Origin of the sequence: Chromobacterium alticapitis, assembly GCF_002924365.1 — a bacterium.
In the GTDB taxonomy this organism is placed as follows: domain Bacteria; phylum Pseudomonadota; class Gammaproteobacteria; order Burkholderiales; family Chromobacteriaceae; genus Chromobacterium; species Chromobacterium alticapitis.
This window is the reverse complement of sequence record NZ_PQWB01000028.1, coordinates 1-22,453: the sequence shown is the minus strand read 5'-3', so window position 1 is coordinate 22,453 and position 22,453 is coordinate 1. Positions and strand designations below refer to the sequence as shown.

Here is a 22,453-nt window from a genome sequence, read left to right as displayed (position 1 = left end):
CATTTGCCACAATGGGCGGGCCTACGCCCGCCCTCGTCAATCCGATGCCAGCCTGAGCAACAGCCGGCGCACCGGCGCCGGCACCCCGGCGTCCACGGCCTGATCGATGTCCAGCCACTGGCCGTCGCGCTCGGCGACGCCCAGCGCGCGCAACCGGTCCATGCGCACCGGCTGCGGCGTGATGATCAGGCGAAAATGCGTAAACACATGCTCCAGCTCCGGCCAGGCGGGCAGCGCATCGCCGTCTCCCGCCTGCCGCAGCCAGTCTTCAATCTCCAGGGTGGTGGCGAACTCCGGCAAGGACAACAGCCCGCCCCAGATGCCCGTGGGCGGCCGCCGCTCCAGCCATACCTTGTCGCCATGCCGCGCCAGCAGCATCGCCGCCTGCCGCGTCGGCACCGCTTTCTTGGGGCGCGGCGTCGGCAGCTCGCCGGTGCGGCCCTCCAGCGCCGCCACGCAGCCATCCGCCATCGGACAGACGGCGCAGGCGGGCTTGCCGCGGCCGCAAACCGTCGCGCCCAAGTCCATCAAGCCCTGCACATAGGGACCGATGTCCGCGGCGTCCGTCGGCAGGATCTGCTCGGCCAACGCCCACATGCGCTTCTCTATCGCCTTATCGCCGGGGAAGCCATCTATGCCGAAGCAGCGCGCCAGCACCCGCTTGACGTTGCCATCCAGTATGGTTTCGCGCCGGCCGAAGGCGAAGGCGGAAATCGCCGCGGCGGTGGAGCGGCCCACGCCGGGCAGACGCTCCAGCTGCTCGCGCTCGGCCGGAAACGCGCCGCCGAACGCGTCCATCACCATGCGCGCGGCCTTGTGCAGATTGCGCGCCCGGCTGTAGTAACCCAGGCCGCTCCACTGCGCCAGCACGTCGTCCACCGGAGCCTCCGCCAGCGCCGCCACGTCCGGGAAGCGCGCCAGGAAGCGCGGGTAGTAGTCGAGCACGCTCTTGACCTGGGTCTGCTGCAGCATGATCTCGGACAGCCAGACGCGGTATGGGTCGCTGACTTGCCAGGGTAAGTCGTGGCGGCCGTGCAGCCGCTGCCAGGCCGCCAGACGGGCGGCGAAACTGCTGTGCAACATCGCGATCCAATATCCAATCGAACCGGTTATGGTAACGGAAAGCCGCTGCGCCACCAAGCAGGCCGCGGCCAAATGCGTTAAAATTAAGAAATTACTAAATCAAGCATGCCCATTCGAGGTCGTTTCATGTCCAGCTTCCGTTCCCGCCAACGCGCCAGCCAGCGCCGCGATCAAACCAGCCGCGAACGCGCGGCCAACTCGCCAGCAGGCCAGCCTCCGCGGGACGGCGAGCAGCCGCCGCGCTTCGACAAACCGCGCGCGCCGTATTCCGGCCCGCGTCCCGGCGCCGGCAAACCAGACTGGCAGCCTCGCCAGGACGACCGCCGCTTCGACAAGCGCGGCCCGCGCCCGGAAGGCGGCCAGGACAAGCGTTTCGATCGCCCCGCCGGCAAACCGGACTGGCAGCCGCGCCAGGACGACCGCCGCTTCGACAAGCGCGGCCCGCGCCCGGAAGGCGGCCAGGACAAGCGCTTCGATCGCCCTGCCGGCAAGCCGGACTGGCAGCCGCGCCAGGACGACCGCCGCTTCGACAAGCGCGGCCCGCGCCCCGAAGGCGGCCAGGACAAGCGCTTCGACCGCAAGCCTGAATGGCAGCCGCGCGACGAGCAGCGCCGTTTCGACAAGCAAGGCCCCGGCCAGGCGCCGTCCTTCCCGCGCGACGACCGCCGCTACGACCGCGACCGCGGCCCGTCCAACCGCAAGCCGCTGCCGGAAGGCCAGGAGCGCGCGCCGGAATTCCGCCGCGAAGGACAAGATCAAGACAAGCGCTACAGCCGCGATCGCGGTCCGTCCGGCCGCAAGCCGCTGCACACCGAAGACGCGCCGCCGCGCCCGTTCAAGCCGCGCGCCGAGGGCGACAACCGCCGCGAGGACAAACCGCAGTGGCAAGAACGCGCGCCGCGCCAGGAACGTGAACCGCGCGACGACAACGGCCCGCGCAAAATCTTCGGCAAGCGCGAGGACGGCGAGCGCGACAAGCGCTTCCGCCGCGACGACAAGCCGCAATGGCAGGACCGAGCGCCTCGCCAAGCGCGCGAGCAACAAGACGACAACGGCCCGCGCAAAATCTTCGGCAAACGCGAAGACGGCGAACGCGACAACCGCTTCCGCCGCGAAGACAAGCCGCAGTGGCAAGACCGTGCCCCGCGCCAGGAGCGCGAGCAACAAGACGACAACGGCCCGCGCAAAATCTTCGGCAAGCGCGAGGACGGCGAACGCGACAACCGCTTCCGCCGCGACGACAAGCCGCAGTGGCAAGACCGCGCCCCGCGCCAGGAACGCGAGCCGAGCAACGAGCGCGCGCCGCGCAAGCTGTTCGGCAAGCGCGAAGACAGCGAGCGCGGCAATAGCCGCCCCCCGCGCGAAGACCTTGGTCTGAAGCCGTTTAGCGACTCGCATCGCCTGGATAATCCGCAGCGCCGCTTCGAGCAACGCGCTTTCGAGCGCCCGCAGCATGAGGAGCGCTCGCACGAGCACGCGCCGCGCATCGAACGCACCGTCACCAGCCGCCTGGACAGCAAATTGGCCCTGTTCGCCCCCTGCCCGCGCGGCCTGGAACAAACCCTGGCCGACGAGCTGCTGGCGCTGGGCGCCGGCGACATCGTCCCGGCCGACGGCGGCGTGGCCTTCAGCGGCGACGCCAGCCTGATGATGGCCGCCAACCTGCACAGCCGCACCGCCAGCCGCATCCTGCTGCGCCTGGCCCACGGCGGCTACCGCGTGGAACAGGACATTTACCGCCTGGCGATGAGCGTGGATTGGCCGCGCTGGTTCGAAGTGTCGCGCACCATCAAGCTGAAAGCCGACGGCATAGGCGCGCGCGTCAAGAGCCTGGACTATGTCGGCCTGATGGTGAAGGACGCGATCTGCGACCGCTTCCGCCAGGCGCAGCTGGGCCGCCCCAATGTGGACACCCGCAGCCCCGACGTGCGCGTCAACGTCTTCCTGAGCGCCGATGAAGCCACCATCTACCTGGACACCAGCGGCGAGCCGCTGTTCAAGCGCGGCTGGCGCGACGAAACCGGCGAGGCGCCGCTGCGCGAAAATCTGGCGGCCGGCATTCTGCGCCTGGCCGGCTACGACGGCAGCCAGCCGCTGCTGGACCCGATGTGCGGCAGCGGCACCTTCCTGGTGGAGGCCGCCGACATCGCGCTGAACCGCGCGCCCGGCCGCAACCGCCGCTTCGGCTTCGAGCTGCTGTCCAGCTTCGACTCCGCGGTCTGGGAAAGACTGCAGCTGGATGCCCGCCAGGCCGAAAAGCCTGCCGAAAAACTGGCCATTCAGGGTTCGGACCGCTCGCAGGCCATGATCAATATCGCCCGCGCCAATCTGGAGCGCGCCGGACTCGCCGGCCTGATCGAGCTGAAAGCCGCCGACGTGACCGCCACCCGCCCGCACGCAGAGCACGGTCTGATCGTCAGCAACCCGCCCTACGGCGTGCGGCTGGAAGAGCAGGAACAACTGGCCGAGTGGTATCCGGAACTGGGCGACTGGCTGAAAGCCCATTTCGCCGGCTGGACTGCCTGCCTGTTCAGCGGCGACCTGCGCCTGGGCAAGCTGATCCACCTGTCGCCCAAGCGCCGCACGCCGCTGTTCAACGGCTCGCTGCAGTGCCGCCTGTTCGTCATCAACATGGTGGAAGGCAGCGCGCGCAAGCAGAAGGATGACGGGGCCGCCGACGAGGAAACCAGCGGCGACGAACAATAATCCGCCAAACCATCAGCCGACAACCGCCCCGCTCCCGCCGGGCGGTTTTTCTTTGGTTTAGCGCCAAGACATGCATAAAAACTGATAATTTTCAGTCGCATCAGCGCTCGCCGGCATGTCATCCACATGCGATAATCGCGCCCTGCTCCACCCACTTGGCAACACCCATGCAAACCTCGTTCCTATCCGCCACCATCCTGCTGATCCTGATCACCGACCCGTTGGGCAATATCCCACTATTCATCTCCGCGCTGAAACAGGTGAAGCCGGAGCGCCGCCGCCGCGTGGTCTACCGCGAATGCCTAATCGCCTTCCTGGTGCTGACCGTGTTCATGCTGTTCGGCCGCAACTTCCTGGACCTGATGCACCTAACCGACGAGTCCATGCGCATCGCCGGCGGCGTGATCCTGTTCCTGATCGCCATCAAGATGATCTTCCCCGGCGAGGGCAGCGTGTTCGGCGGCGACAAAATGCACGGCGAGCCTTTCATCGTGCCCATCGCCATTCCGCTGATCGCCGGCCCGTCGGCGATGGCCACCGTGCTCTTGCTGTCCACCCGCGAGCCTGGCCGCATGCTGGAATGGATGGGCGCCTTGACCATCTGCATGCTGGTCACCACCTTGGTCTTCCTGTTCTCCAGCCGCTTGCAAAAGCTGCTGGGCGAACAGGCCATCACCGCGCTGGAGCGGCTGATGGGCCTGGTGCTGACCGCCATTTCGGTGGAAATGCTGCTCAGCGGTTTCGCGTCCTATCTGAAGCAACTGCACTGAGATATTCATTCCAGATAGCTCGTCAGGGTTATCCCCGATAGGGATATCGACAATGCTCCCGGCTGATGGCTGTTGTTAGCATCGGATGCAAATGGACCATCCAAGAGTCCGCATCCGAAGCAACCAACGCCAGTCGGGAGAACCATGCAAACCAAGACCCCCTTCTTTTCGCGCCTCTATGTGCAGGTGCTGATCGCCATCGCGCTGGGCGTCACGCTCGGCGCCCTCGCGCCGGACCTCGGCGCCAAAATGAAACCGCTGGGCGATGCCTTCATCAAGCTGATCAAGATGATGATCGCGCCCATCATTTTCGCCACCGTCGTGGTCGGCATCGCCAAGATGGGCGACATGAAGGAAGTGGGCCGCGTCGGCGTCAAGGCGCTGTTCTACTTCGAAGCCGTCACCACGCTGGCCCTGGTGATCGGCCTGATCGTAGTCAACCTGCTGCAGCCGGGCGCCGGCCTCAACATCGACCCGCACACGCTGCACTCTAAGGACATCGCCAAGTTCACCGCCGGCGCCAAGGAAATGAACACGGTAGACTTCCTGCTGCACATCATCCCGGATACCGTGGTCGGCGCCTTCGCCAGCGGCGAGATTCTGCAGGTGCTGACTTTCTCAGTGCTGCTGGGCCTGGCCCTAACCAAGATGGGCGACAACGGCAAAACCATCGTCCACATCCTGGACGAGTTCTCGCACGCGCTGTTCGGCGTGATCAATATGCTGATGAAGCTGGCCCCGATCGGCGCCTTCGGCGCGATGGCCTTCACCATAGGCAAGTACGGCCTGGGTTCGCTGAAACAGCTGGGCTTCCTGATGGCTTGCGTCTATCTGACCTGCTTCGCCTTCGTCTTTATCGTCCTGGGAACGATAGCCCGCTTCTCCGGCTTCAGCCTGTGGCGCTTCCTGCTCTACATCAAGGAAGAAATCCTGCTGGTGCTGGGCACGTCCTCGTCCGAATCCGCCCTGCCCGGCATCATGAAGAAGCTGGAAAATCTGGGCTGCGCCAAACCGGTGGTCGGCATGGTGGTGCCTACCGGCTACTCCTTCAATCTGGATGGCACTTCCATCTATCTGACCATGGCGGCCATCTTCATCGCCCAGGCCACCAATGTGAGCCTGTCGCTGGGCGAGGAGCTGGCCATCATCGGCGTGCTGCTGCTCACCTCCAAGGGCGCGGCGGCGGTGACCGGCGGCGGCTTCATCACGCTGGCGGCCACGCTGGCCACGCTGGGCGGCAAGCTGCCGGTGGAAGGCCTGGCGCTGCTGATAGGCATAGACCGTTTCATGTCCGAAGCGCGCGCCATCACCAATCTGATCGGCAACGGCGTGGCCACCGTGGTGATCGCCAAGTGGGAAAAAGCGTTGGACGTGGAAAGAATGAAACAAGTGCTGGACGACGCGCCGCCGTCCGAGCCGCCGCCGGAGCCGCGCCAGCAAGCGGTTCCGCAACTGAGCTAAACGCAACACCTGCCCCCGCCCGCGCGGGGGTTTTTTGTTGCCGTTAGAAGCAAGGCTTGCTTTTGCCCTCCCCTCGTCCACGATGAAAACTGAGGAGGAAACAGCAAATGACAGACTTCTGGCTGCAATACGGCGACGACATGCTGCCGGTGATAGGCGACTTTCCCAGAGTGGGCGGCTATCTGCCCAGCTTCATGCTGGTGGACGACCATAAGCGCGACGCGGCGCTGGAAAGCTTCATGGGCCCCAAGGTCATCGTCACGCTGCTGTCGGTGGATGAGGAGGAGCATGGCGGCATCCTGCTGTTGCGCGAAATTCGCCGCTTCCTGGACCGCTGGCCGCATCTGAAACTGATCGTCATCACCGTGGATTCGCCGTCGTCGCTGGCGCGGGCGCGCCATGAACACGGCCTGCCGCACACCACGCTGCTGTCCACGCTGCGCGGCCGCGACTTCCACAAACACTATGGCGTGCTGATCACGGAATTCCCGCTGAGCGGCTATACCGCGCCGTCGCTGATCCTGGCCGACGCGAGCAATGTCGTGCATTACTCGGAGCGTCTGGCCGACACTCGCGCGCTATTCGATTTCGAGGCGATAGAAAGCCTGCTGCTGCAAGGCGAGCAGCAAGCGCTGGAAGCCGAGCGCGACGCCGAGGAAAACCGGCGCCAGCAATTGGCGGAGCGCGAGCTGGGCAGCGAAAGGCTGATGGAAAAGGCCCGCGAGATAGAGCAGACGCCGCCGCGCTCCAGCGGCTTCGGCAACGGCTGAGCAGCCGGACGCAAAAAAACCGCCCGTTGCCGGGCGGTTTGTCTTTCACTGATGGATGGCCGACAGTCTTAGCTGTTCAATTCCTTGGCCAGGTACAACCAGGTTTCCACCACCGTGTCCGGGTTCAGGGACACGGTTTCGATGCCCTCTTCCACCAACCACTTGGCGAAGTCCGGATGATCGGACGGGCCTTGGCCGCAGATGCCCACGTACTTGCCCAGCTTGCGGCAAGCCTGGATCGACATGTGCAGCATGGCCTTCACCGCCTCGTTGCGCTCGTCGAAGGTGGAGGCGATCGGGCCGCCGGAGTCGCGATCCACGCCCAGCGTCAGCTGGGTCATGTCGTTGGAGCCGATAGAGAAGCCGTCGAAGTGCTGCAGGAATTTCTCCGCCAGCACGGCGTTGGTCGGCAGCTCGCACATCATGATCAGGCGCAGGCCGTTTTCGCCGCGCTTCAGGCCGTTTTCGGCCAGGATCTCGACTACCTTCTCGGCTTCTGCCAGCGTGCGGACGAAGGGGATCATCACTTCCACGTTGGTCAGGCCCATCACGTCGCGCACCTTCTTGATGGCGCGGCATTCCAGCTCGAAACAATCGCGGAACGATTCAGCCACATAGCGGGCGGCGCCGCGGAAGCCGATCATCGGATTTTCTTCGTGCGGCTCGTACAGCTGGCCGCCGATCAGGTTGGCGTACTCGTTGGACTTGAAGTCCGACATGCGCACGATGACCTTTTTCGGGTAGAACGCCGCGGCCAGCGTGGACACGCCCTCGGCGATCTTGTCCACGTAGAAGTCCACCGGGCTGGCGTAGCCGGCGATGCGATCCGAGATCGTCGCCTTCAGCTCCGGGGCCAGCTTGTCGAACTCCAGCAGCGCCTTCGGGTGGATGCCGATCTGGCGGTTGATGACGAACTCCATCCGCGCCAGGCCCACGCCTTCGTTAGGCAGCTGGGCGAAGTCGAACGCCAGTTCCGGATTGCCGACGTTCATCATGATCTTGACCGGGGCCTTGGGCATCTTGTCCAGTTCCAGATCGATGATCTCCACGTCCAGCAGGCCGTCGTAGATATTGCCGGTATCGCCCTCGGCGCAGGACACGGTGACCTGCATGCCTTCCTTCAGCACGTCGGTCGCGTCGCCGCAGCCCACCACGGCCGGAATGCCCAGCTCGCGCGCGATGATGGCCGCGTGGCAGGTGCGGCCGCCGCGGTTGGTCACGATGGCGGCGGCGCGCTTCATCACCGGCTCCCAGTCCGGGTCGGTCATGTCGGTCACCAGCACATCGCCCGGCTTGACGCGGTCCATCTCGGACGCGTCCTTGATGGTGCGCACCACGCCCTGGCCGATCTTCTGGCCGATGGCGCGGCCTTCGCACAGGATGTCGGACTTGCTGTTCAGACGGTAGCGGCGCAGGGTGTCCTTGCGGTCTTCCTGCGACTTAACGGTTTCCGGACGCGCCTGCAGGATGTACAGCTTGCCATCCAGGCCGTCGCGGCCCCACTCGATGTCCATCGGGCGGCCGTAGTGTTTTTCGATGATCAGAGCGTACTGAGCCAGCTCGGCCACTTCCGCGTCATTGATCGAGAATTCTTTGCGCTGCGCCGGCTCCACATCCACAGTCTTGACCGAGCGGCCGGCCTGCGAGGCGTCGGTGAACTCCATCTTGATCAGCTTGGAGCCCATGGTCTTGCGCAGGATGGCGGGGCGGCCGGCTTTCAGCGTCGGCTTGTGCACGTAGAACTCGTCCGGGTTCACGGCGCCCTGCACCACGGTTTCGCCCAGGCCGTAAGAGGCGGTGATGAACACCACGTCTTCAAAGCCGGATTCGGTGTCGATGGTGAACATCACGCCGGCCGCGCCGGTATCGGAACGCACCATGCGCTGTACGCCGGCGGACAGCGCCACCACGTCGTGGGCGAAGCCCTTGTGCACGCGGTAGGAGATGGCGCGGTCGTTATACAGGGAGGCGAATACGTGCTTCATCGCGTCCTTGACGTTGTCCAGGCCGCGGATGTTCAGGAAGGTTTCTTGCTGGCCGGCGAACGAGGCGTCGGGCAGGTCTTCCGCGGTGGCGGAAGAGCGCACGGCCACGGAGATGTCGGCGCCGCCGGCATCTGCCACCATCTTGTCCCAGGCTTCCTTGATGTCTGCATCCAGCTTGGCAGGGAACGGGGTGTCGATGATCCACTGGCGGATTTCCTTGCCGACGCGAGCCAGCTCGCTGACATCGTCGATGTCCAGCTTGGCCAGTGCGGCGCTGATCTTGTCCGCCAGGCCGTTATGCTGAAGGAAATCGCGGTAGGCTTGCGCGGTCGTCGCGAAACCGCCGGGAACTCGCACGCCGGAATCAGCCAGCTGACTGATCATTTCACCAAGAGAGGCGTTCTTGCCGCCTACCTCTTCCACGTCGGTCATGCGCAGTTTCTCGAACCAGATGACGTAGTTCTCTGCCATCACTTCACTTCCTGTGTTGGGATTGGGACGATGGGCCGCATTCTAGCCGAATTACGTGCCGATTGCGTAGCAACTTTTGCAGCGCACAAGATTTTTTGCGACAGACAAAATGTCAAAGCAAGCAGAATCAAGCAGTTGAATGCAAAATCGACTCAAAAAGTAATAAAATGTCATGTAATGTGGTGATTACATGAAGAAAAGGAATCGCCCCGCGGCCATATCGTGCCGGCCCGCTCCGGTATACACTTTGCCCAGACAAACCCACCGCTAGCAAGGTCCGTCATGCCCCATCATCGCTCCGCCTTCTTCATCTCCGACCGTACCGGCATCACCGCAGAATCGCTGGGACATACCCTGCTGACGCAATTCGACAGCCTGGACTTCAAGCGCGAGACCGTGCCCTTCGTCGATACCGTGGAAAAAGCCCAAGCGCTGGCCGAGCGCATCCGCCTCGTGGCCGAAGAAGACCACCTGCGGCCCCTGGTCTTCACCAGCATAGTCAACCCCGAAGTGCGCGAGGCGCTCAGGCTCAGCGACGTCATCCTGATAGACTTCTTCGAGTCCTTCATCGGCCACCTGGAACTGGAGCTGGGCCACAAGGCCTCGCTGACGGTGGGCAAAGCCCACGGCATGGTCAACGAGGAGAAATACGATCACAGGATCGAGGCGGTGAACTTCTCGCTGAACCACGACGACGGCGTCAAACTGAAGGACTTGCATGAGGCGGACGTGATCCTGGTAGGCGTCTCTCGTTCCGGCAAAACCCCCACCTGCCTGTATCTGGCATTGCAGTATGGCATCCGCGCCGCCAACTACCCGCTGACGCCGGAAGACCTGGACAGCCCGACCCTGCCCAAGATCCTGCTGCCGTTCAAGGACAAGATGTTCGGCCTCACCATTGACCCGAACCGCCTGCACCACATCCGCTCGGAGCGCCGCCCAGACTCCAAATACGCCAGCATGGACAATTGCCGGCGCGAGGTGAACGAAGCGGAGTCGATGTTCCGCCACCACGGCGTGCCCTTCATCAGCACCACCCACAAGTCCATCGAGGAAATCGCCTCCACCATCATGCACAAGGCGGCGCTGGGCAGGAAGTTCTGATCCGGCTTGTCCGCCGCGGCGGGCGCATGCATCATGTTATTGCCATGACAAGATTAAAGAGGCCCGCGTGCGCCCCGCCCCCCAAATCGTCGCCAAACTCATCGCAGACACCCGCTTTGCCGACGCCGGCTGCGCACTGATCGCCGGCTCCATTGCGCGTGGGCAAGCGACGGCGACCTCCGATATCGACCTGGTGCTGATCCATCGCCATCTGCCCGCCGCCTGGCGGGAATCGCTGACCGAACAAGGCTGGCCGGTCGAAGCGTTCGTCCATGATTTGCGCACGCTGCAATATTTCTTTGACCAGATAGACGGTGTCTCCGGCATTCCCTCTCTCGCCTCCATGGTGAGCGAAGGCCTGCTGATCGCCGGGGACGAGGCGCTGGCCGCCCAGGCCAAGTCCATGGCGCAAACCGCTTTGCGCAAGGGCCCGCCGGCCTGGGATGAAACCGCTCGCCGCGCTTCGCGTTACGCCGTCACGGACATCGTCGACGACATTCGCGCCCCAGCCTCCCGCCACACGCTAAACGCCGCCTTGGCCCAACTCTATCCGGCGCTGGCCAACCACTACCTGCGCAGCCGCGGCCTTTGGTCAGCCAAAGGCAAGACCATTCCCAGGCGTCTGGCCGAGATCGACGCCTCCTACGCGGACGATTTCCTGGCGGCATTCGAGCAAGCGTTCACTCATGGCGAAACCGCCTCGCTGATCGCGCTGGCCGAGCATACCCTGCAGCCGGACGGCGGCTGGCTGGCTGTTCGATGGATACAAGCTCGCCACGCCGCAGGATTGGCGCAGCGAGCCCGTGCTTGCCTAGCCGCCGGCCTGCTTGGCCTTGAATCCCAGTTTAAGCAACTCGGCGACCACGATTGCCACGTGGTCGCCCTGTATTTCCAGCACGCCATCCTTGAGCGTGCCGCCGCTGCCGCAGCGCGCGCGCAGCTGCTTGCCCAGCTTGGCCAAGTCCTCTCCGACCAATGGCACGCCTTTCACCACCGTCACCGTCTTGCCGCCGCGGCCCTTGCTCTCGCGCGAAACGCGGACGATGCCGTCGCCGGCCGGCGCCGCCGGCTTGCCGCACTCGCATTGCGCCATAGGCTGCCGGCAAGCCGGACACATGCGGCCATGTTCGGTCGAATAGACCAGGCTGCCGCCGGCCATCTGTTTCGATTTCATTTCGCGCATTCCGCCCAAAACCGCCATGGTCGCGGCAAACCGCTACGCAATCAAGCCGCCCCTCGGCTTAACTTAATTTAACAGAATTCATATCTTATTGTTTTTATGTAAATTTCCTGCAAATCAAAGAACAAAAGCAATTATCCGCTCTCGAACTGATAGACCCAGTTTTCGAGACCCCTAATGAACATCCCCGACTTCAACCTGCCACCGATACAGCTGATCCGGCCTCTGCCGCAACAGCTGTCCGGCGTGCAGTCCAGCGGGGGAAGCAGCGCGGATCCGCAGCGCGAGTTCGCCGAAATGTTGCACCGCTCCGCGCAGCAGCCCCTGCCGCTTGCCGCGCCATCCCAAGCCTCGGCCCTGGCAGCCGCTTTCTCCCTGCCCGCAGCGCTCGGCCTGCGCCAGGAGCGCCCATCGCGCCAGGCGCAAGCCCGTTCCGCATCGCGCGCCTATGCCTCAAGCCGCCCGACCATCGGCACGCTGCTGCAAACCGAGGCTTGACGCCGCGCCGCGCGCCGTGCTTTGATGAAGCCATGAATACCGCACCCGCTTTCGCAATCCGATTTTGGTGGTGGCGCCTCTCCTAGGCGGCACCGGCGAACGCGCACGCAAAAAACCCGGAGGCTGCCGACAAGGCGGCACCGGGTTTGTTTTTAGCTTTGCCTCCCCCAGTCCGCCCTGCCGGCCTCCTCCTCCAAACCCAATGGAGAACGGCATGAATCTGGACACCATCAGCTCGCAAGACATCATCCTGACCGGCGACCGCACCACCGGCCAGCTGCACCTCGGCCATTACGTCGGCTCGCTGCGCAACCGCGTCATCCTGCAGGACCGCTGTGCGCAATTCCTGCTGCTGGCCGACGCCCAGGCGCTGACCGACAATATGGGCAACTACCTGAAAGTGCGCGACAACGTGCTGCAGGTGGCGCTGGATTATCTGGCCGTCGGCATAGACCCGGCCAAGAGCACCATCTTCATCCAGAGCCTGGTGCCGGAACTGACCGAGCTGGCCTCGTACTACTTGAATCTGGTGACAGTGTCTCGGCTGGAACGCAACCCGACGATCAAGGACGAGATCAAGCAGCGCGGCTACGAGCGCGACATCCCTGCCGGTTTCCTCACCTATCCGGCCGCCCAGGCAGCCGACATCACCGCCTTCAAGGCCACCCTGGTGCCGGTGGGCGATGACCAGATTCCCATGATCGAGCAGACCAACGAAATCGTGCGCCGCTTCAACGCCAGCGTGGACCAGCCCGTGCTGGTGGAAGCGAAGGCCGTGGTCCCGGAAGTGGGCTCCCGCCTCCCCGGCATAGACGGCAAGGCCAAGATGTCCAAATCCTTGGGCAACACCATCACGCTGTCCGCCAGTCCCGACGACATCCGCCAGGCGGTCAAGATGATGTACACCGATCCGAACCACCTGCGCGTGGACGAGCCAGGCCAGGTGGAAGGCAATGTGGTCTTCACCTATCTGGACGCTTTTCATCCGGACCAGGCCTTGGTAGCGGAGTTGAAAGCCCATTATCAACGCGGCGGCCTGGGCGACACCGTGATCAAAAAACATCTGGAGGACTGCTTGCAGGACATGCTGGCGCCGATACGCGCGCGCCGCGAGCACTACGCGCAAGACCCGGCCGCCGTGCTGGACATGCTGAAGGCCGGCACCCGCCGCGCGCGCGACGTGGCCGCGCGCACCCTGGCCGAAGTCAAAGCGGCCATGGGCCTGAACTATTACTGAGCCGGAGAGCGACATGGAACAGATTTATCAATGCCAGAGCCTGGACGAAGTGCGCGAGCAGATAGACCGCATAGACCGCGCGCTGGTGGCGCAGATCGCTGAGCGCGGCCTCTACGTGCGCCAGGCTGCGGCGTTCAAGCAAAGCCGCGACGAAGTGGAGGGCGGCAAGCGCGTCGACCAAGTGATGAGGCGGGTGCAGCGGCTGGCAGGCGAGCTGGGCGCGGACGCCGCGCTGACGGCGGCGGTCTATCGCACCATGATCGAATACTTCGTCGCCGATGAGATGGCGGCTTTCCGGGAGCGGCAGGCCGCCGATTGAGCAATGGCGCCGTCTTCCCTACAATGCTAGCGGCATCGCCGCCATCGCGGCCCTGCCGCGCGCCACTGGAGAAACGCCCGATGAAGATGAAGAAAATAGCGCTGCTGTCGCTTGCCTGCCTGAGCCTCGCCCCGCTCGCCCGCGCTGAAGAAGTGGGCGAGGTGTCCACCACCTTCAAGCTGCTCAGCCCCAACGATAAAGTCGTCGTCGAAGCCTTTGACGATCCCGCGGTGCAGGGCGTGGCCTGCTATGTGTCGCGCGCCCGCACCGGCGGCTATTCCGGCGCGCTGGGCCTGGCCAAGGACCCGTCGCGCTTCTCCGTGGCCTGCCGCCAGGTCGGCTCCATCCGCTTTAACGGCCCCTTGCCCAAGCAGGAGCAGGTTTTCAAAGAGGGCGCGTCCTTCGTGTTCAAGCATGTGCGCGTGGTGCGCATCATAGACGTCAAGCGCAATGTGCTGACCTATCTGACTTACTCTGACAAGCTGGTGGACGGCAGTCCGGACAACGCGATCACCGCGGTGGCCGTATTGGACCAAAAAATCCCGCTAAAGAAGTGAGTCTCCCAACCTATTGATAATCATGCACTTTTAAACATGATGATCATCATATAAAGGGCAGCTCCGCCTTCCAGCCATCAAAGCCAACTTCCACGCCAGGTGGGCATTGCGCGCTCAGTACGCCGTATTCCAGCTTGTGCGTCATGTGGATCAGCACGGTGCGGCGCGCGCCTATCTTGGCCGCCCACTCGAAAGATTCCGCGACCGACAGATGGGAGGGATAGGGATCGGCATTCAGACAGTCCAGGAACAGCAGATCCAGGCCCTCGAGCAAGGGCAGGCTGCTGTCCGGAATGCGGGACAGATCGGTCAGCCAGGCCATATTGCCTAGGCGCCAACCCAGGCAGGGCCAGCTGCCATGCAGCAGAGGGATGGGCGTCAACTCCACGCCCTGATGGCGGAAGGGGCCGCTCACCGTTTCCGGCAGCAACACCGGCTTGTCCCACATCTTGGATGGCGGCTGCAGGGCGTAGCCAAAGCGCTCGCGGATATTGCCCATGGTGAAGTCGTTGCCGTACAGCGAAATCGGCCCTTTCTTCAAATAGCAAAACGCGCGCAGGTCGTCTATGCCGTTCAGATGGTCCGCATGCGGATGCGTGTACAGCACCGCGTCCAGCCGCTCCACCCCCTCGCGCAGAGCTTGCTGGCGCAGGTCCGGCCCGGTATCGATCAGGAAACCCACTTCCCCGACTCGCACGTAGGCGCTGGCGCGGGTGCGCTGGTTGCGCGGGTCGGTCGAGGCGCAGGTTTCGCAGCGGCAGCCTATGGCCGGCGTGCCGGAGCTGGAGCCGCAGCCCAGGATGGTGACTTCTAGCTTATCCACAGCGTCCCTTGTCGTTCATTGGCACAGCGGCGGCCGCACCGCCGGCGCGGCCATCGATCCGCCATCGCATTTCACCTCGCCGGACACGATGGCGCAATTGCCGCGCGGCGCGGCGGCGCAATGCGCGGCGCCGTCCGGCCCCAGCACGCAAAACCCGGGGCCGGCATAGAACGCGCCATTGGCCCGTATCACGTCGCCACCCGGAAACGGCGAGCAGAACAGATTGCCGAACGCATCCGCCACGCAGGCACCGGCCCCGCAATAGGCCTGCCCTTGATGCAGCACAGCCATGCCGCCCGGCGGCGCGCAGAAGCTGCGCCCTCCCAGTTGCACGCAATTGGCCCGGGCGGGCATCGCGGCCAGCAAGAACAGGACAAGGGCGAATGGACGCATGGCGGCCTCCGTTCAGCGCGCCGCCTTGGCGAACAGGCGGAAGAAATTATCGGTGCTGGCCTGCGCCACCTCTTCGAAAGAGAGGCCGCGCAGTCCGGCGATGAACTCGGCCACATGGCGCACATAGGCCGGCTCGTTGAGCTTGCCGCGGTGCGGCACCGGCGCCAGATACGGCGAGTCGGTCTCGATCAGCAGCCTGTCCAGCGGCACTTTTTGCGCCACTTCCTGAACCTGCTTGGCGTTCTTGAAGGTCACCACGCCGGAGAAGGAGATATAGAAGCCCAGCGCCAGCGCGGCCTCGGCCACTTCCCAGGTTTCGGTGAAGCAGTGCATCACCCCGCCGCATCGCTCGGCATGCTCTTCCTGCATGATGCGTATGGTGTCGGCTGCCGATTCGCGGGTGTGGATCACCAGCGGCAGGCCGACGCGCTTGGCGGCGCGGATGTGAGTGCGGAAGCGCTCGTGCTGCCAGGCCAGATCGCCCTTGCACCAGTGGTAGTCCAGGCCGGTTTCGCCTATGCCCACCACGCGCGGATGAGCCGCCAGCTCGACCAGTTCGTCCTCGCTGTACTCCTCGGCCTCCGGGTCGTCAGGGTGCACGCCCACCGTGGCGTACAGATGGGGATGGGCTTCGGCCAGCGCCAGCACTTGCGGATACTTGGGGCGGCTGACGCCTATCACCAACGCGTGTGAAACCTGGTTCTGGCGCATATTGGCCAGCACCTCGGGCAGGCGCTCGGCGAGATCGGGAAAATTGATGTGGCAGTGGGAATCTATCAGCATGGCGGATGGCGAATCTGTCTAACAGCCTACAGCATACCATGCCGGCCTCCCCGGCCCTCACATCGTATGGGTAGGGCGGCTGGAGTTGAGCACGCCGCCCAGCAGCGACTCTATCTTGTCCTTGGCCTGCTTCCCGGCGTCTCCGGAAACAAACTCCACGCCCACGCCCTGCACCCGGCTGTTGTTGGCGCCGCCCGGCGTGATCCACACCACTTTGGCCTGCACCGCGATGCGCTGCGGATCGTCCATCAGCGTCAACAACAGGAAAACCTCCTCGCCCAGTTGCATTTCCTTGTTGGTGGGAATGAAGATGCCGCCGTTGCGCACGAAGGGCATATAGGCGGCAAACAGCGCGCTGCGCTCCTTGATGTGCAGCGACAGCACGCCGGGGCGGTTGGGATTGCTCAGGTCGGGCCGGGCATTGGCGGCGTCCATATCGGGGCTTGCCTCTCCATCTCTAACCGGCTTTGGCGCCGGCGAAGATCTTCAAATAATCCATCAACGCCGCCTCCAATTGCAGGCGGATATTCAGCGTATGTTGCGCAAAGGGCGCCAAGGCGGTCAAGCCTTGCTGGCAGGCCATCAACTGGGCCGCGTCGCAACGCGCCGCCAGCGCGGCCAGCGCCTTCTCCTGATCCGGATAATAGCGAAGCCGCCCGGCCAGGCGCAGCGCCGCCAGATCATGCAGCCATTTCTGCAGCCAGGACAAGGGCTGCGACAAGGACAGCTGCTTGTTCTTGTCCAGCAGCTCGGCCAGTTGCAGCATGCCGGCGAAACTGGGCTGCCCCAGGCCGCGGATGAACTGGCCGCGCAGCGCCGCCAGCTCCGGATCGTGATCGAACAGCGGCGCGCCGCCGTTGTGCGCCAGCTCCGCCTCGGCATGGGCGATGCCCTGCTCCTTCAGCCAGGCCAGCGCGACGGACTCCGCCGGCCGCGTCAGCGCGAACTGGCGGCAGCGGCTGCGTATCGTCGGCAACAGCCGCTGCGGCGCGTGCGACACCAACAGGAACAACACGGCCTCCGGCGGCTCTTCCAGTATTTTCAACAAGGCGTTGGCGGCGGCCAGGTTAAGGTTCTCGGCCGGCTCCACCAGAATCACGCGATGCCCGGCCCGATGCGCGGTCAGGTGGGCGAAATCGATCACCTCGCGCACCGCCTCGATCTTGATTTGCGGCAGCTTGCGCGTGGTCTTGGCTTCCTTGCCGTCTTCGTCCTCGTCGGCGAACGGCGATAGACGGCGGAAATCCGGATGCGTGCCGCCCAGGAACCAGCGGCAGCCCTGGCACTGGCCGCAAGGCTGATGGTCGGGGCCGGGGCTTTCGCACAGCAGCGACTGCGCCAGATGCTCGGCGAAAGCCTGCTTGCCGATGCCGGCGCAGCCGGTGAACAGCCAGGCGCCCGGCATCCGCTCGCGCTCGGCGGAAAGCCGCCGCCAGTCCCCGCCCTGCCATGGATATAGCATCAGCCGCGCTCCCACAGGGTTTGCAGATGGTTCGCGATATCCGCCTGGATGGTTTCTATGCTGCGGCTGGAATCCAGCACCGCGAAGCGACCAGGCTCCGCCGCCGCGCGCCGCAGATAGGCGTCGCGCACGCGCTGGTGGAAATCGGCCGCCTCTTGCTCGAAACGGTCCAGCACCCGAGTGCCCGACATGCGCTGGGCCGCCACGTCCAGCGGCAGGTCGAACAGCAGGGTGAGATCCGGCTGCAGGCCGCGCTGCACCCACTCTTCCAGCGCGCGTATGCGCTCGAACGGCACGCCGCGGCCGCCGCCTTGAAAGGCGTAGGTGGAGTCGGTGAAGCGGTCCGACACCAGCCAGCGGCCGGCATCCAGCGCCGGCGCGATCACCTCGGCGATGTGCTGCTGGCGGCCGGCGAAAGCCAGCAAAGCCTCGGCGTCCAGCGAGACGCGCGTGTCGGGCGCCAGCAGCAGCTCGCGTATCTTCTCGCCCAGCGGCGTGCCGCCCGGCTCGCGGGTGAAAACGGCGTCGACATCATGGCGGGCCAGCCAGTCGCGGATGAAGGACAGATGGGTGCTCTTGCCGGCGCCGTCTATCCCTTCCAGCGTGATGAAACGGCCTCGGCGGACCTGCTGGGCGCTGCTCATTGCTGGCCTTTCTTCAGAATATATTTGCGCACGGCCTGGTTGTGTTCGTCCAGGGTGCTGGAAAACTGCGAGCTGCCGTCGCCGCGGGCGACGAAATACAGCGCGGTCGATTCCGCCGGCTGCGCGGCGGCGTATAGCGCGGCCTTGCTAGGCAACGCGATCGGCGTCGGCGTCAGGCCGGCGCGGGTATAGGTATTGTACGGCGTATCGCGGCGCAAGTCGGCCTTGCCGATATTGCCCTGGTAGCCGTCGCCCATGCCATAGATCACCGAGGGGTCGGTCTGTAGCCGCATACCCAGCCGCAGGCGGTTGACGAAGACGGACGCCACCATGCCGCGGTCCGCCTCGCTGGCGGTTTCCTTCTCGATCAGGCTGGCCATGGTCAACATTTCATAAGGCGTATGGTAGGGCAAATTGGGCTTGCGCGCCGTCCAGGCCGCCTCCAGCTGCCGCTGCATCTTGTCGAAGGCCAGCCGGTACAGATCCATGTCCGACGCGCCCGGCGTGAACAAATAGGTGCTGGGGAAGAACAAGCCTTCCGGATTCGCGCCGGGCAGGCCCAGCTCGCGCATCAGTTCGGCGTCGTCCAGCGCTTTCGCGCCATGGCTCAGGTCAGGACTGCGCGCCACCGCCTGGCGGAATTGGCGGAAAGTCCAGCCTTCTATCACGGTCAGGCTGGCTTCGTCCGGCCGGCCCTCCTTCAGCCGCTCCAGCACATCCAGCAGGGATTGCGGCCCCTGAAAGCGGTACAGGCCGGCCTTGATCCGGCGATCCGCGCCGGACAGCCGCGCCAGCGCCACCAGCATCTGTTGATTGCGGATGGCGCCGTCCTGCGCCAGCGCGCGGGCGATCTGCTTCATCGTGCGGTTGGGCCCTACCAATAGCCGGTAGCCGCCGTCCGGCATGGCCAGCGGCATCAGCGCGGTCCAGCCCAGCCAGCCGACGGCGCACAACAGAATCAATAACACAATGCCGGAAAATCTTTTCATAGCGCTCAAGAACAAGGATCGGTTTCACTGCCGCGGGCGGCAGGCAAAGGCAGAATCATACAGCAAGCCGCCCTGTCCGACATGACAGGCCACGAGCGGCGTAATTCCCATAGTTTGTTCCATATCAACAGCATTTGCCGCAGTTTTGCCTATTTTTCAGCCTGAAAGCATGCCTTTGGGCAGGCAACGCCGCGTCGACTGCAAGCGAGCGGCCTCTTCAACCCATACGAACACGACCAGAAATGAAACCCTTCTTCAATCTAGGATGCGCGCTGGTCGCCTGGAACGAGCTCTGCCGGGTCAGCCTGGCCCGCGGCCGCCCGGAGGGCGAAGCGCCGCTGCCGTTTCAACAAGGCCGGGACAGTCGGCAATTCCTGTGCGGCGATGCGCCGGCCAGGTTCACCGCCTACCGCGCGCTATTGCTGGAGCCGATATGGCTGCTGGACCAAAACGCCGACGGCCGCTGGCAACTGACGGCGACGGCCATGGGCAACAGCCTGAACCTGCGCCTACAAGCGCTGCTGCGCGCCTGGCTGCCCGAATTGCCGCTGGCGCAAGAAGCGGGGCCCGGCGCGATGCGCCTGCGCCTGGCGCTGCGCAGCTATCTGGGCGATGTGGGCGCGCCGCCGCCCTTCCTGCGTCCGCACCGGCCCGACGACGACCGTTCGCCGCTGCGGCGCGGCATCGCCCCCTATCTGGAACAAGTGGCCAGCGTGGTTCAGCTGTCCGATGCCGGAGACGGTCGTTTGCTGGGCGGCGGCGTCAATCTCCAAGGAGTCCGGCTGCCGCGAGAGCCGGCTCCAGCCGAGGCCTGGCACTCCCTGCTGGCCTGCGACTGGCAATGCTTGCTGCAAACCGGGGAAAATGCGCTGGCCACTGGATAGCGTGAGGCGACTAGCCTCATAATGACGGTCAAATCCACTGCCTCATCGGGCCTGTTGCCGCCATGAAAACCAGACTACGCTTCGCCCTCGTTTGCCTGTTTGCCTCCCCCATCGCGCTGGCCGATACCGTCAATGTGGCGGTGGCCAGCAATTTCCAGCAGACGCTGGACAAGATAGCCGTGGCCTTCAAAGCCGCCACCGGCCACGACATCAAGTCCAGCGCCGGCGCCTCCGGCAAGCTGGCGGCGCAAATCCGCCAGGGCGCGCCGTTCGACGTCTTCCTGTCCGCCGACGACGAGCGGCCCGCCGAGCTGGCCCGCGCCGGCATAGGCGCGCCGGCCAGTCAGTTCACTTACGCCTATGGCCAGCTGGCGCTGTGGAGCAAGCAGCGCGGCGACGCCGGGGAGGCCGCGCTGCGCCGCGGCGATTTCGCCAAGCTCGCAGTGGCCAATCCCGCCACTGCGCCCTACGGCCGCGCCGCGATGGAAACGCTGGCCTCGATGAAGCTGGAGGCTTCGGTCAAACCCAAGCTGCTGACCGGCGACAATATCAGCCAGACCATGCAGTTCGCCGAAGTCGGCGGCGCGGACTTCGCCTTCGTCGCCTATTCCCAATTGCTGGAACAAGGGATTCATGACCATTACTGGCTGGTGCCGGCCAAGCTGCATCAGCCCATCCGCCAGGATGCGCTGCAGATCAAGGCCACGCCGGCCGCCGGCGCGCTGATGGCGTTCCTGAAGGGCGAGCAGGCGCGCGCCCTGATGGCGCAGGCAGGCTACCGCTTCAAGCCGTGACGCCTCAGGACTGGAGCGCCATCGCGCTGACCCTGCGGCTGGCCGGCATCAGCACCGCGCTGCTGCTGGCGCTGTGCGTGCCTTTCGCCTGGTGGCTGGCGCGGGGCCGCTCCAAAATTCGCCCGCTGGCCGAGGCCGCGGCCATGCTGCCTCTGGTGCTGCCGCCCACGGTGCTGGGCTTTTATCTATTGCTGGCGTTCGGCCCCCGCGGCCCCGTGGGCTGGCTGACCGCGGCGCTGGGCTTGCCCGGCCTCGCCTTCACCTTCCACGGCCTGGTCGTCGCTTCGGTTCTGTATTCGCTGCCCTTCGTGCTGCAGCCGCTGCTGGCCAGCTTCCGCGCCGTGAGGCAGGAAGAACTGGAAAGCGCGAAGCTGCTGGGCGCCGGCCCGTTGCAGCGCATGCGCCACATCATCCTGCCGTCCTGCCGCAGCGGCGTGCTCAGCGCGGCCTGCCTGGGCTTCGCCCATACCGTGGGCGAGTTCGGCGTGGTGCTGATGATAGGCGGCAATATCGACGGCTCCACTCGTGTGATCTCGATCGCGCTATACAATCAGGTGGAGCAGGCGGACTACTCGTCGGCCCATCAGCTGGCGCTGATGCTATTGCTGTTCGCGCTGGCAGCCCTAACCCTGGTCTACTGGCTGAACGCCAGGCAAAAACATGCAGAACAATAACTTCCGCCCGCAAGACGGGCATTCACAACCCGGAGATGGAAACATGCGTAAACCCCTGCTGCTCGCCGCGCTCGCCCTGTTCAGCGCCAACCTGGCCTTGGCCGACGCCGCCTGCGACGCCAAGGCCGCCGACAAAAAACTGGCTGGCGCCGCCAAGCAAAGCTTCCTGAAGAAGTGCGAAAAGGACACGGCAGCCGCCCAGGCCTCCTGCGACGCCAAGTCGGCCCAGAAGAAGCTGGCCGGCGCCGCCAAGCAGAGTTTCACCAAGAAATGCGTAAAGGACGCGATGGCCAAATAAGGCCCACTCCCCCACGCAAAACGGCATGGCGCCCAGCCATGCCGTTTTTTATGGCTATGTCCCAATTCCGTGTTGGGAGCTATGCTGAATACGGTAGCAGACCGGGAGCAACGCCATGGATGCCCAAAGTTTTCAGCGTTTTCTTGCCCAGCTGGATCAACTCACCCTCAAACAGCGGAGTCTGTTGTCCTCCGCTCTCAAGCACCCCACTCACCATGACGCCGTTCAGGACGCCTTGCCCGACCTGACGGCTTGCCCACACTGCCAGGCCGAGGCCAATCAGTTGGCGCTATGGGGCTGGAGCCGAGGCCTGCGGCGTTATCGCTGCAAACAGTGCCACCGGACCTGTAATGCCTTGTCGGGCAGTCCATTGGCCAAATTGCGCAAGGCCGATCGCTGGCTGAGCTATGCCCAAGCGCTGCAGGATGGCTTGACCGTGCGGGCCGCGGCGCGCGCATGCGGCATTAGCAAGAACACGGCTTTCTTGTGGCGCCATCGCTTCTTGCATTGCGCATCAGATCACCTGGCGACGCAGACCCGGGGGATTGTCGAAGTGGATGAGACCTTC

24 protein-coding genes are annotated in these 22,453 nt (G+C 64.6%); 15 read left to right on the top strand and 9 right to left on the bottom strand.

Translation table 11 applies throughout. The features are described 5' to 3' along the window. Positions 1–36: 36 nt before the first annotated feature. Entirely contained in the window at positions 37–1,080 is a 1,044-nt protein-coding gene (gene mutY, locus C2I19_RS07735; RefSeq protein WP_103902176.1) for an A/G-specific adenine glycosylase, read from the bottom strand. A gap of 129 nt (positions 1,081–1,209) precedes the next feature. Between mutY and C2I19_RS22870 the strand changes: the two genes are divergently transcribed. From C2I19_RS22870 to C2I19_RS07715, 4 genes are all read left to right on the top strand, one after another. Beyond that, positions 1,210–3,789: a THUMP domain-containing protein gene (locus C2I19_RS22870; RefSeq protein WP_369406683.1), complete on the top strand. Its 2,580-nt coding sequence runs from the start codon at positions 1,210–1,212 to the stop codon at positions 3,787–3,789. 167 nt (positions 3,790–3,956) lie between these two features. Continuing rightward, on the top strand, positions 3,957–4,559 hold the full coding sequence (locus C2I19_RS07725; protein ID WP_103902129.1) for a MarC family protein: 603 nt from the start codon (positions 3,957–3,959) through the stop codon (positions 4,557–4,559). A gap of 144 nt (positions 4,560–4,703) precedes the next feature. Then, entirely contained in the window at positions 4,704–6,020 is a 1,317-nt protein-coding gene (locus C2I19_RS07720; RefSeq protein ID WP_199181110.1) for a dicarboxylate/amino acid:cation symporter, read from the top strand. Positions 6,021–6,127: 107 nt separating this feature from the next. Beyond that, the gene (locus C2I19_RS07715; RefSeq protein ID WP_103902128.1) at positions 6,128–6,790 is read left to right on the top strand and encodes a redoxin domain-containing protein; all 663 of its coding nucleotides are present in this window, start codon (positions 6,128–6,130) and stop codon (positions 6,788–6,790) included. Between the two features lie 68 nt (positions 6,791–6,858). On the opposite strand, the gene ppsA is transcribed toward C2I19_RS07715, so the two are convergent. Then, positions 6,859–9,246 carry a phosphoenolpyruvate synthase gene (ppsA, locus tag C2I19_RS07710; RefSeq protein ID WP_103902127.1) on the bottom strand — a complete coding sequence of 796 codons (2,388 nt, stop codon included), beginning with the start codon at positions 9,244–9,246 and terminating at the stop codon, positions 6,859–6,861. Between the two features lie 282 nt (positions 9,247–9,528). Between ppsA and ppsR the strand changes: the two genes are divergently transcribed. The 6 genes from ppsR (at position 9,529) to C2I19_RS07675 (ending at position 14,141) form a co-directional block, all read left to right on the top strand. Next, the gene (gene ppsR, locus C2I19_RS07705) at positions 9,529–10,350 is read left to right on the top strand and encodes a posphoenolpyruvate synthetase regulatory kinase/phosphorylase PpsR (protein ID WP_103902126.1); all 822 of its coding nucleotides are present in this window, start codon (positions 9,529–9,531) and stop codon (positions 10,348–10,350) included. Between the two features lie 67 nt (positions 10,351–10,417). Continuing rightward, positions 10,418–11,605 (top strand): hypothetical protein, encoded by a 1,188-nt coding sequence (locus C2I19_RS22955; RefSeq protein ID WP_439647042.1) that lies wholly within the window; start codon positions 10,418–10,420, stop codon positions 11,603–11,605. 102 nt (positions 11,606–11,707) lie between these two features. Further along, entirely contained in the window at positions 11,708–12,028 is a 321-nt protein-coding gene (locus C2I19_RS07690; RefSeq protein WP_103902124.1) for a hypothetical protein, read from the top strand. Positions 12,029–12,242: 214 nt separating this feature from the next. After that, on the top strand, positions 12,243–13,265 hold the full coding sequence (gene trpS, locus C2I19_RS07685) for a tryptophan--tRNA ligase (protein WP_103902123.1): 1,023 nt from the start codon (positions 12,243–12,245) through the stop codon (positions 13,263–13,265). Positions 13,266–13,278: 13 nt separating this feature from the next. Further along, complete coding sequence (locus C2I19_RS07680; protein WP_103902122.1) at positions 13,279–13,584, top strand: chorismate mutase; 306 nt, start codon at positions 13,279–13,281, stop codon at positions 13,582–13,584. A gap of 80 nt (positions 13,585–13,664) precedes the next feature. Continuing rightward, entirely contained in the window at positions 13,665–14,141 is a 477-nt protein-coding gene (locus C2I19_RS07675; protein WP_233201140.1) for a CreA family protein, read from the top strand. Positions 14,142–14,187: 46 nt separating this feature from the next. Here C2I19_RS07675 and C2I19_RS07670 read toward each other — a convergent pair whose 3' ends face one another. From C2I19_RS07670 to mltG, 7 genes are read right to left on the bottom strand one after another with little or no spacing between them, the layout of a single operon-like run. Further along, entirely contained in the window at positions 14,188–14,964 is a 777-nt protein-coding gene (locus tag C2I19_RS07670; RefSeq protein ID WP_103902121.1) for an MBL fold metallo-hydrolase, read from the bottom strand. Positions 14,965–14,979: 15 nt separating this feature from the next. Continuing rightward, positions 14,980–15,357, bottom strand: a complete 378-nt coding sequence (locus C2I19_RS07665) for a hypothetical protein (RefSeq protein WP_103902120.1) — start codon at positions 15,355–15,357, stop codon at positions 14,980–14,982. 12 nt (positions 15,358–15,369) lie between these two features. After that, positions 15,370–16,140, bottom strand: a complete 771-nt coding sequence (locus C2I19_RS07660) for a TatD family hydrolase (protein ID WP_103902119.1) — start codon at positions 16,138–16,140, stop codon at positions 15,370–15,372. A gap of 57 nt (positions 16,141–16,197) precedes the next feature. Continuing rightward, entirely contained in the window at positions 16,198–16,575 is a 378-nt protein-coding gene (locus tag C2I19_RS07655) for a PilZ domain-containing protein (protein ID WP_103902118.1), read from the bottom strand. A gap of 22 nt (positions 16,576–16,597) precedes the next feature. Then, complete coding sequence (locus C2I19_RS07650; protein ID WP_103902172.1) at positions 16,598–17,602, bottom strand: DNA polymerase III subunit delta'; 1,005 nt, start codon at positions 17,600–17,602, stop codon at positions 16,598–16,600. Beyond that, positions 17,602–18,246, bottom strand: coding sequence for a dTMP kinase (gene tmk / locus C2I19_RS07645; RefSeq protein WP_103902117.1), 645 nt, complete (start codon positions 18,244–18,246; stop codon positions 17,602–17,604). The genes C2I19_RS07650 and tmk overlap by 1 nt, the downstream gene beginning before the upstream one ends. Then, on the bottom strand, positions 18,243–19,235 hold the full coding sequence (mltG, locus tag C2I19_RS07640; RefSeq protein WP_103902116.1) for an endolytic transglycosylase MltG: 993 nt from the start codon (positions 19,233–19,235) through the stop codon (positions 18,243–18,245). Before mltG ends, tmk begins: the two co-directional genes overlap by 4 nt. A 242-nt stretch (positions 19,236–19,477) precedes the next feature. On the opposite strand from mltG, the gene C2I19_RS07635 reads away from it, so the two are divergent. The 5 genes from C2I19_RS07635 to C2I19_RS21695 all read left to right on the top strand — a co-directional run. Continuing rightward, on the top strand, positions 19,478–20,119 hold the full coding sequence (locus C2I19_RS07635; RefSeq protein WP_103902115.1) for a DUF3313 domain-containing protein: 642 nt from the start codon (positions 19,478–19,480) through the stop codon (positions 20,117–20,119). Between the two features lie 62 nt (positions 20,120–20,181). Further along, positions 20,182–20,913: a molybdate ABC transporter substrate-binding protein gene (modA, locus tag C2I19_RS07630; protein ID WP_103902114.1), complete on the top strand. Its 732-nt coding sequence runs from the start codon at positions 20,182–20,184 to the stop codon at positions 20,911–20,913. Beyond that, a complete protein-coding gene (modB, locus tag C2I19_RS07625; protein ID WP_103902113.1) occupies positions 20,910–21,587 on the top strand; it encodes a molybdate ABC transporter permease subunit in 678 nt (225 codons plus the stop codon). The genes modA and modB overlap by 4 nt, the downstream gene beginning before the upstream one ends. Before the next feature lie 43 nt (positions 21,588–21,630). Beyond that, positions 21,631–21,885 (top strand): hypothetical protein, encoded by a 255-nt coding sequence (locus tag C2I19_RS07620; protein WP_103902112.1) that lies wholly within the window; start codon positions 21,631–21,633, stop codon positions 21,883–21,885. A 115-nt stretch (positions 21,886–22,000) separates the two neighbouring features. Next, positions 22,001–22,453: helix-turn-helix domain-containing protein (locus tag C2I19_RS21695; RefSeq protein WP_146056758.1), on the top strand; the 453-nt coding region annotated here is incomplete at its 3' end.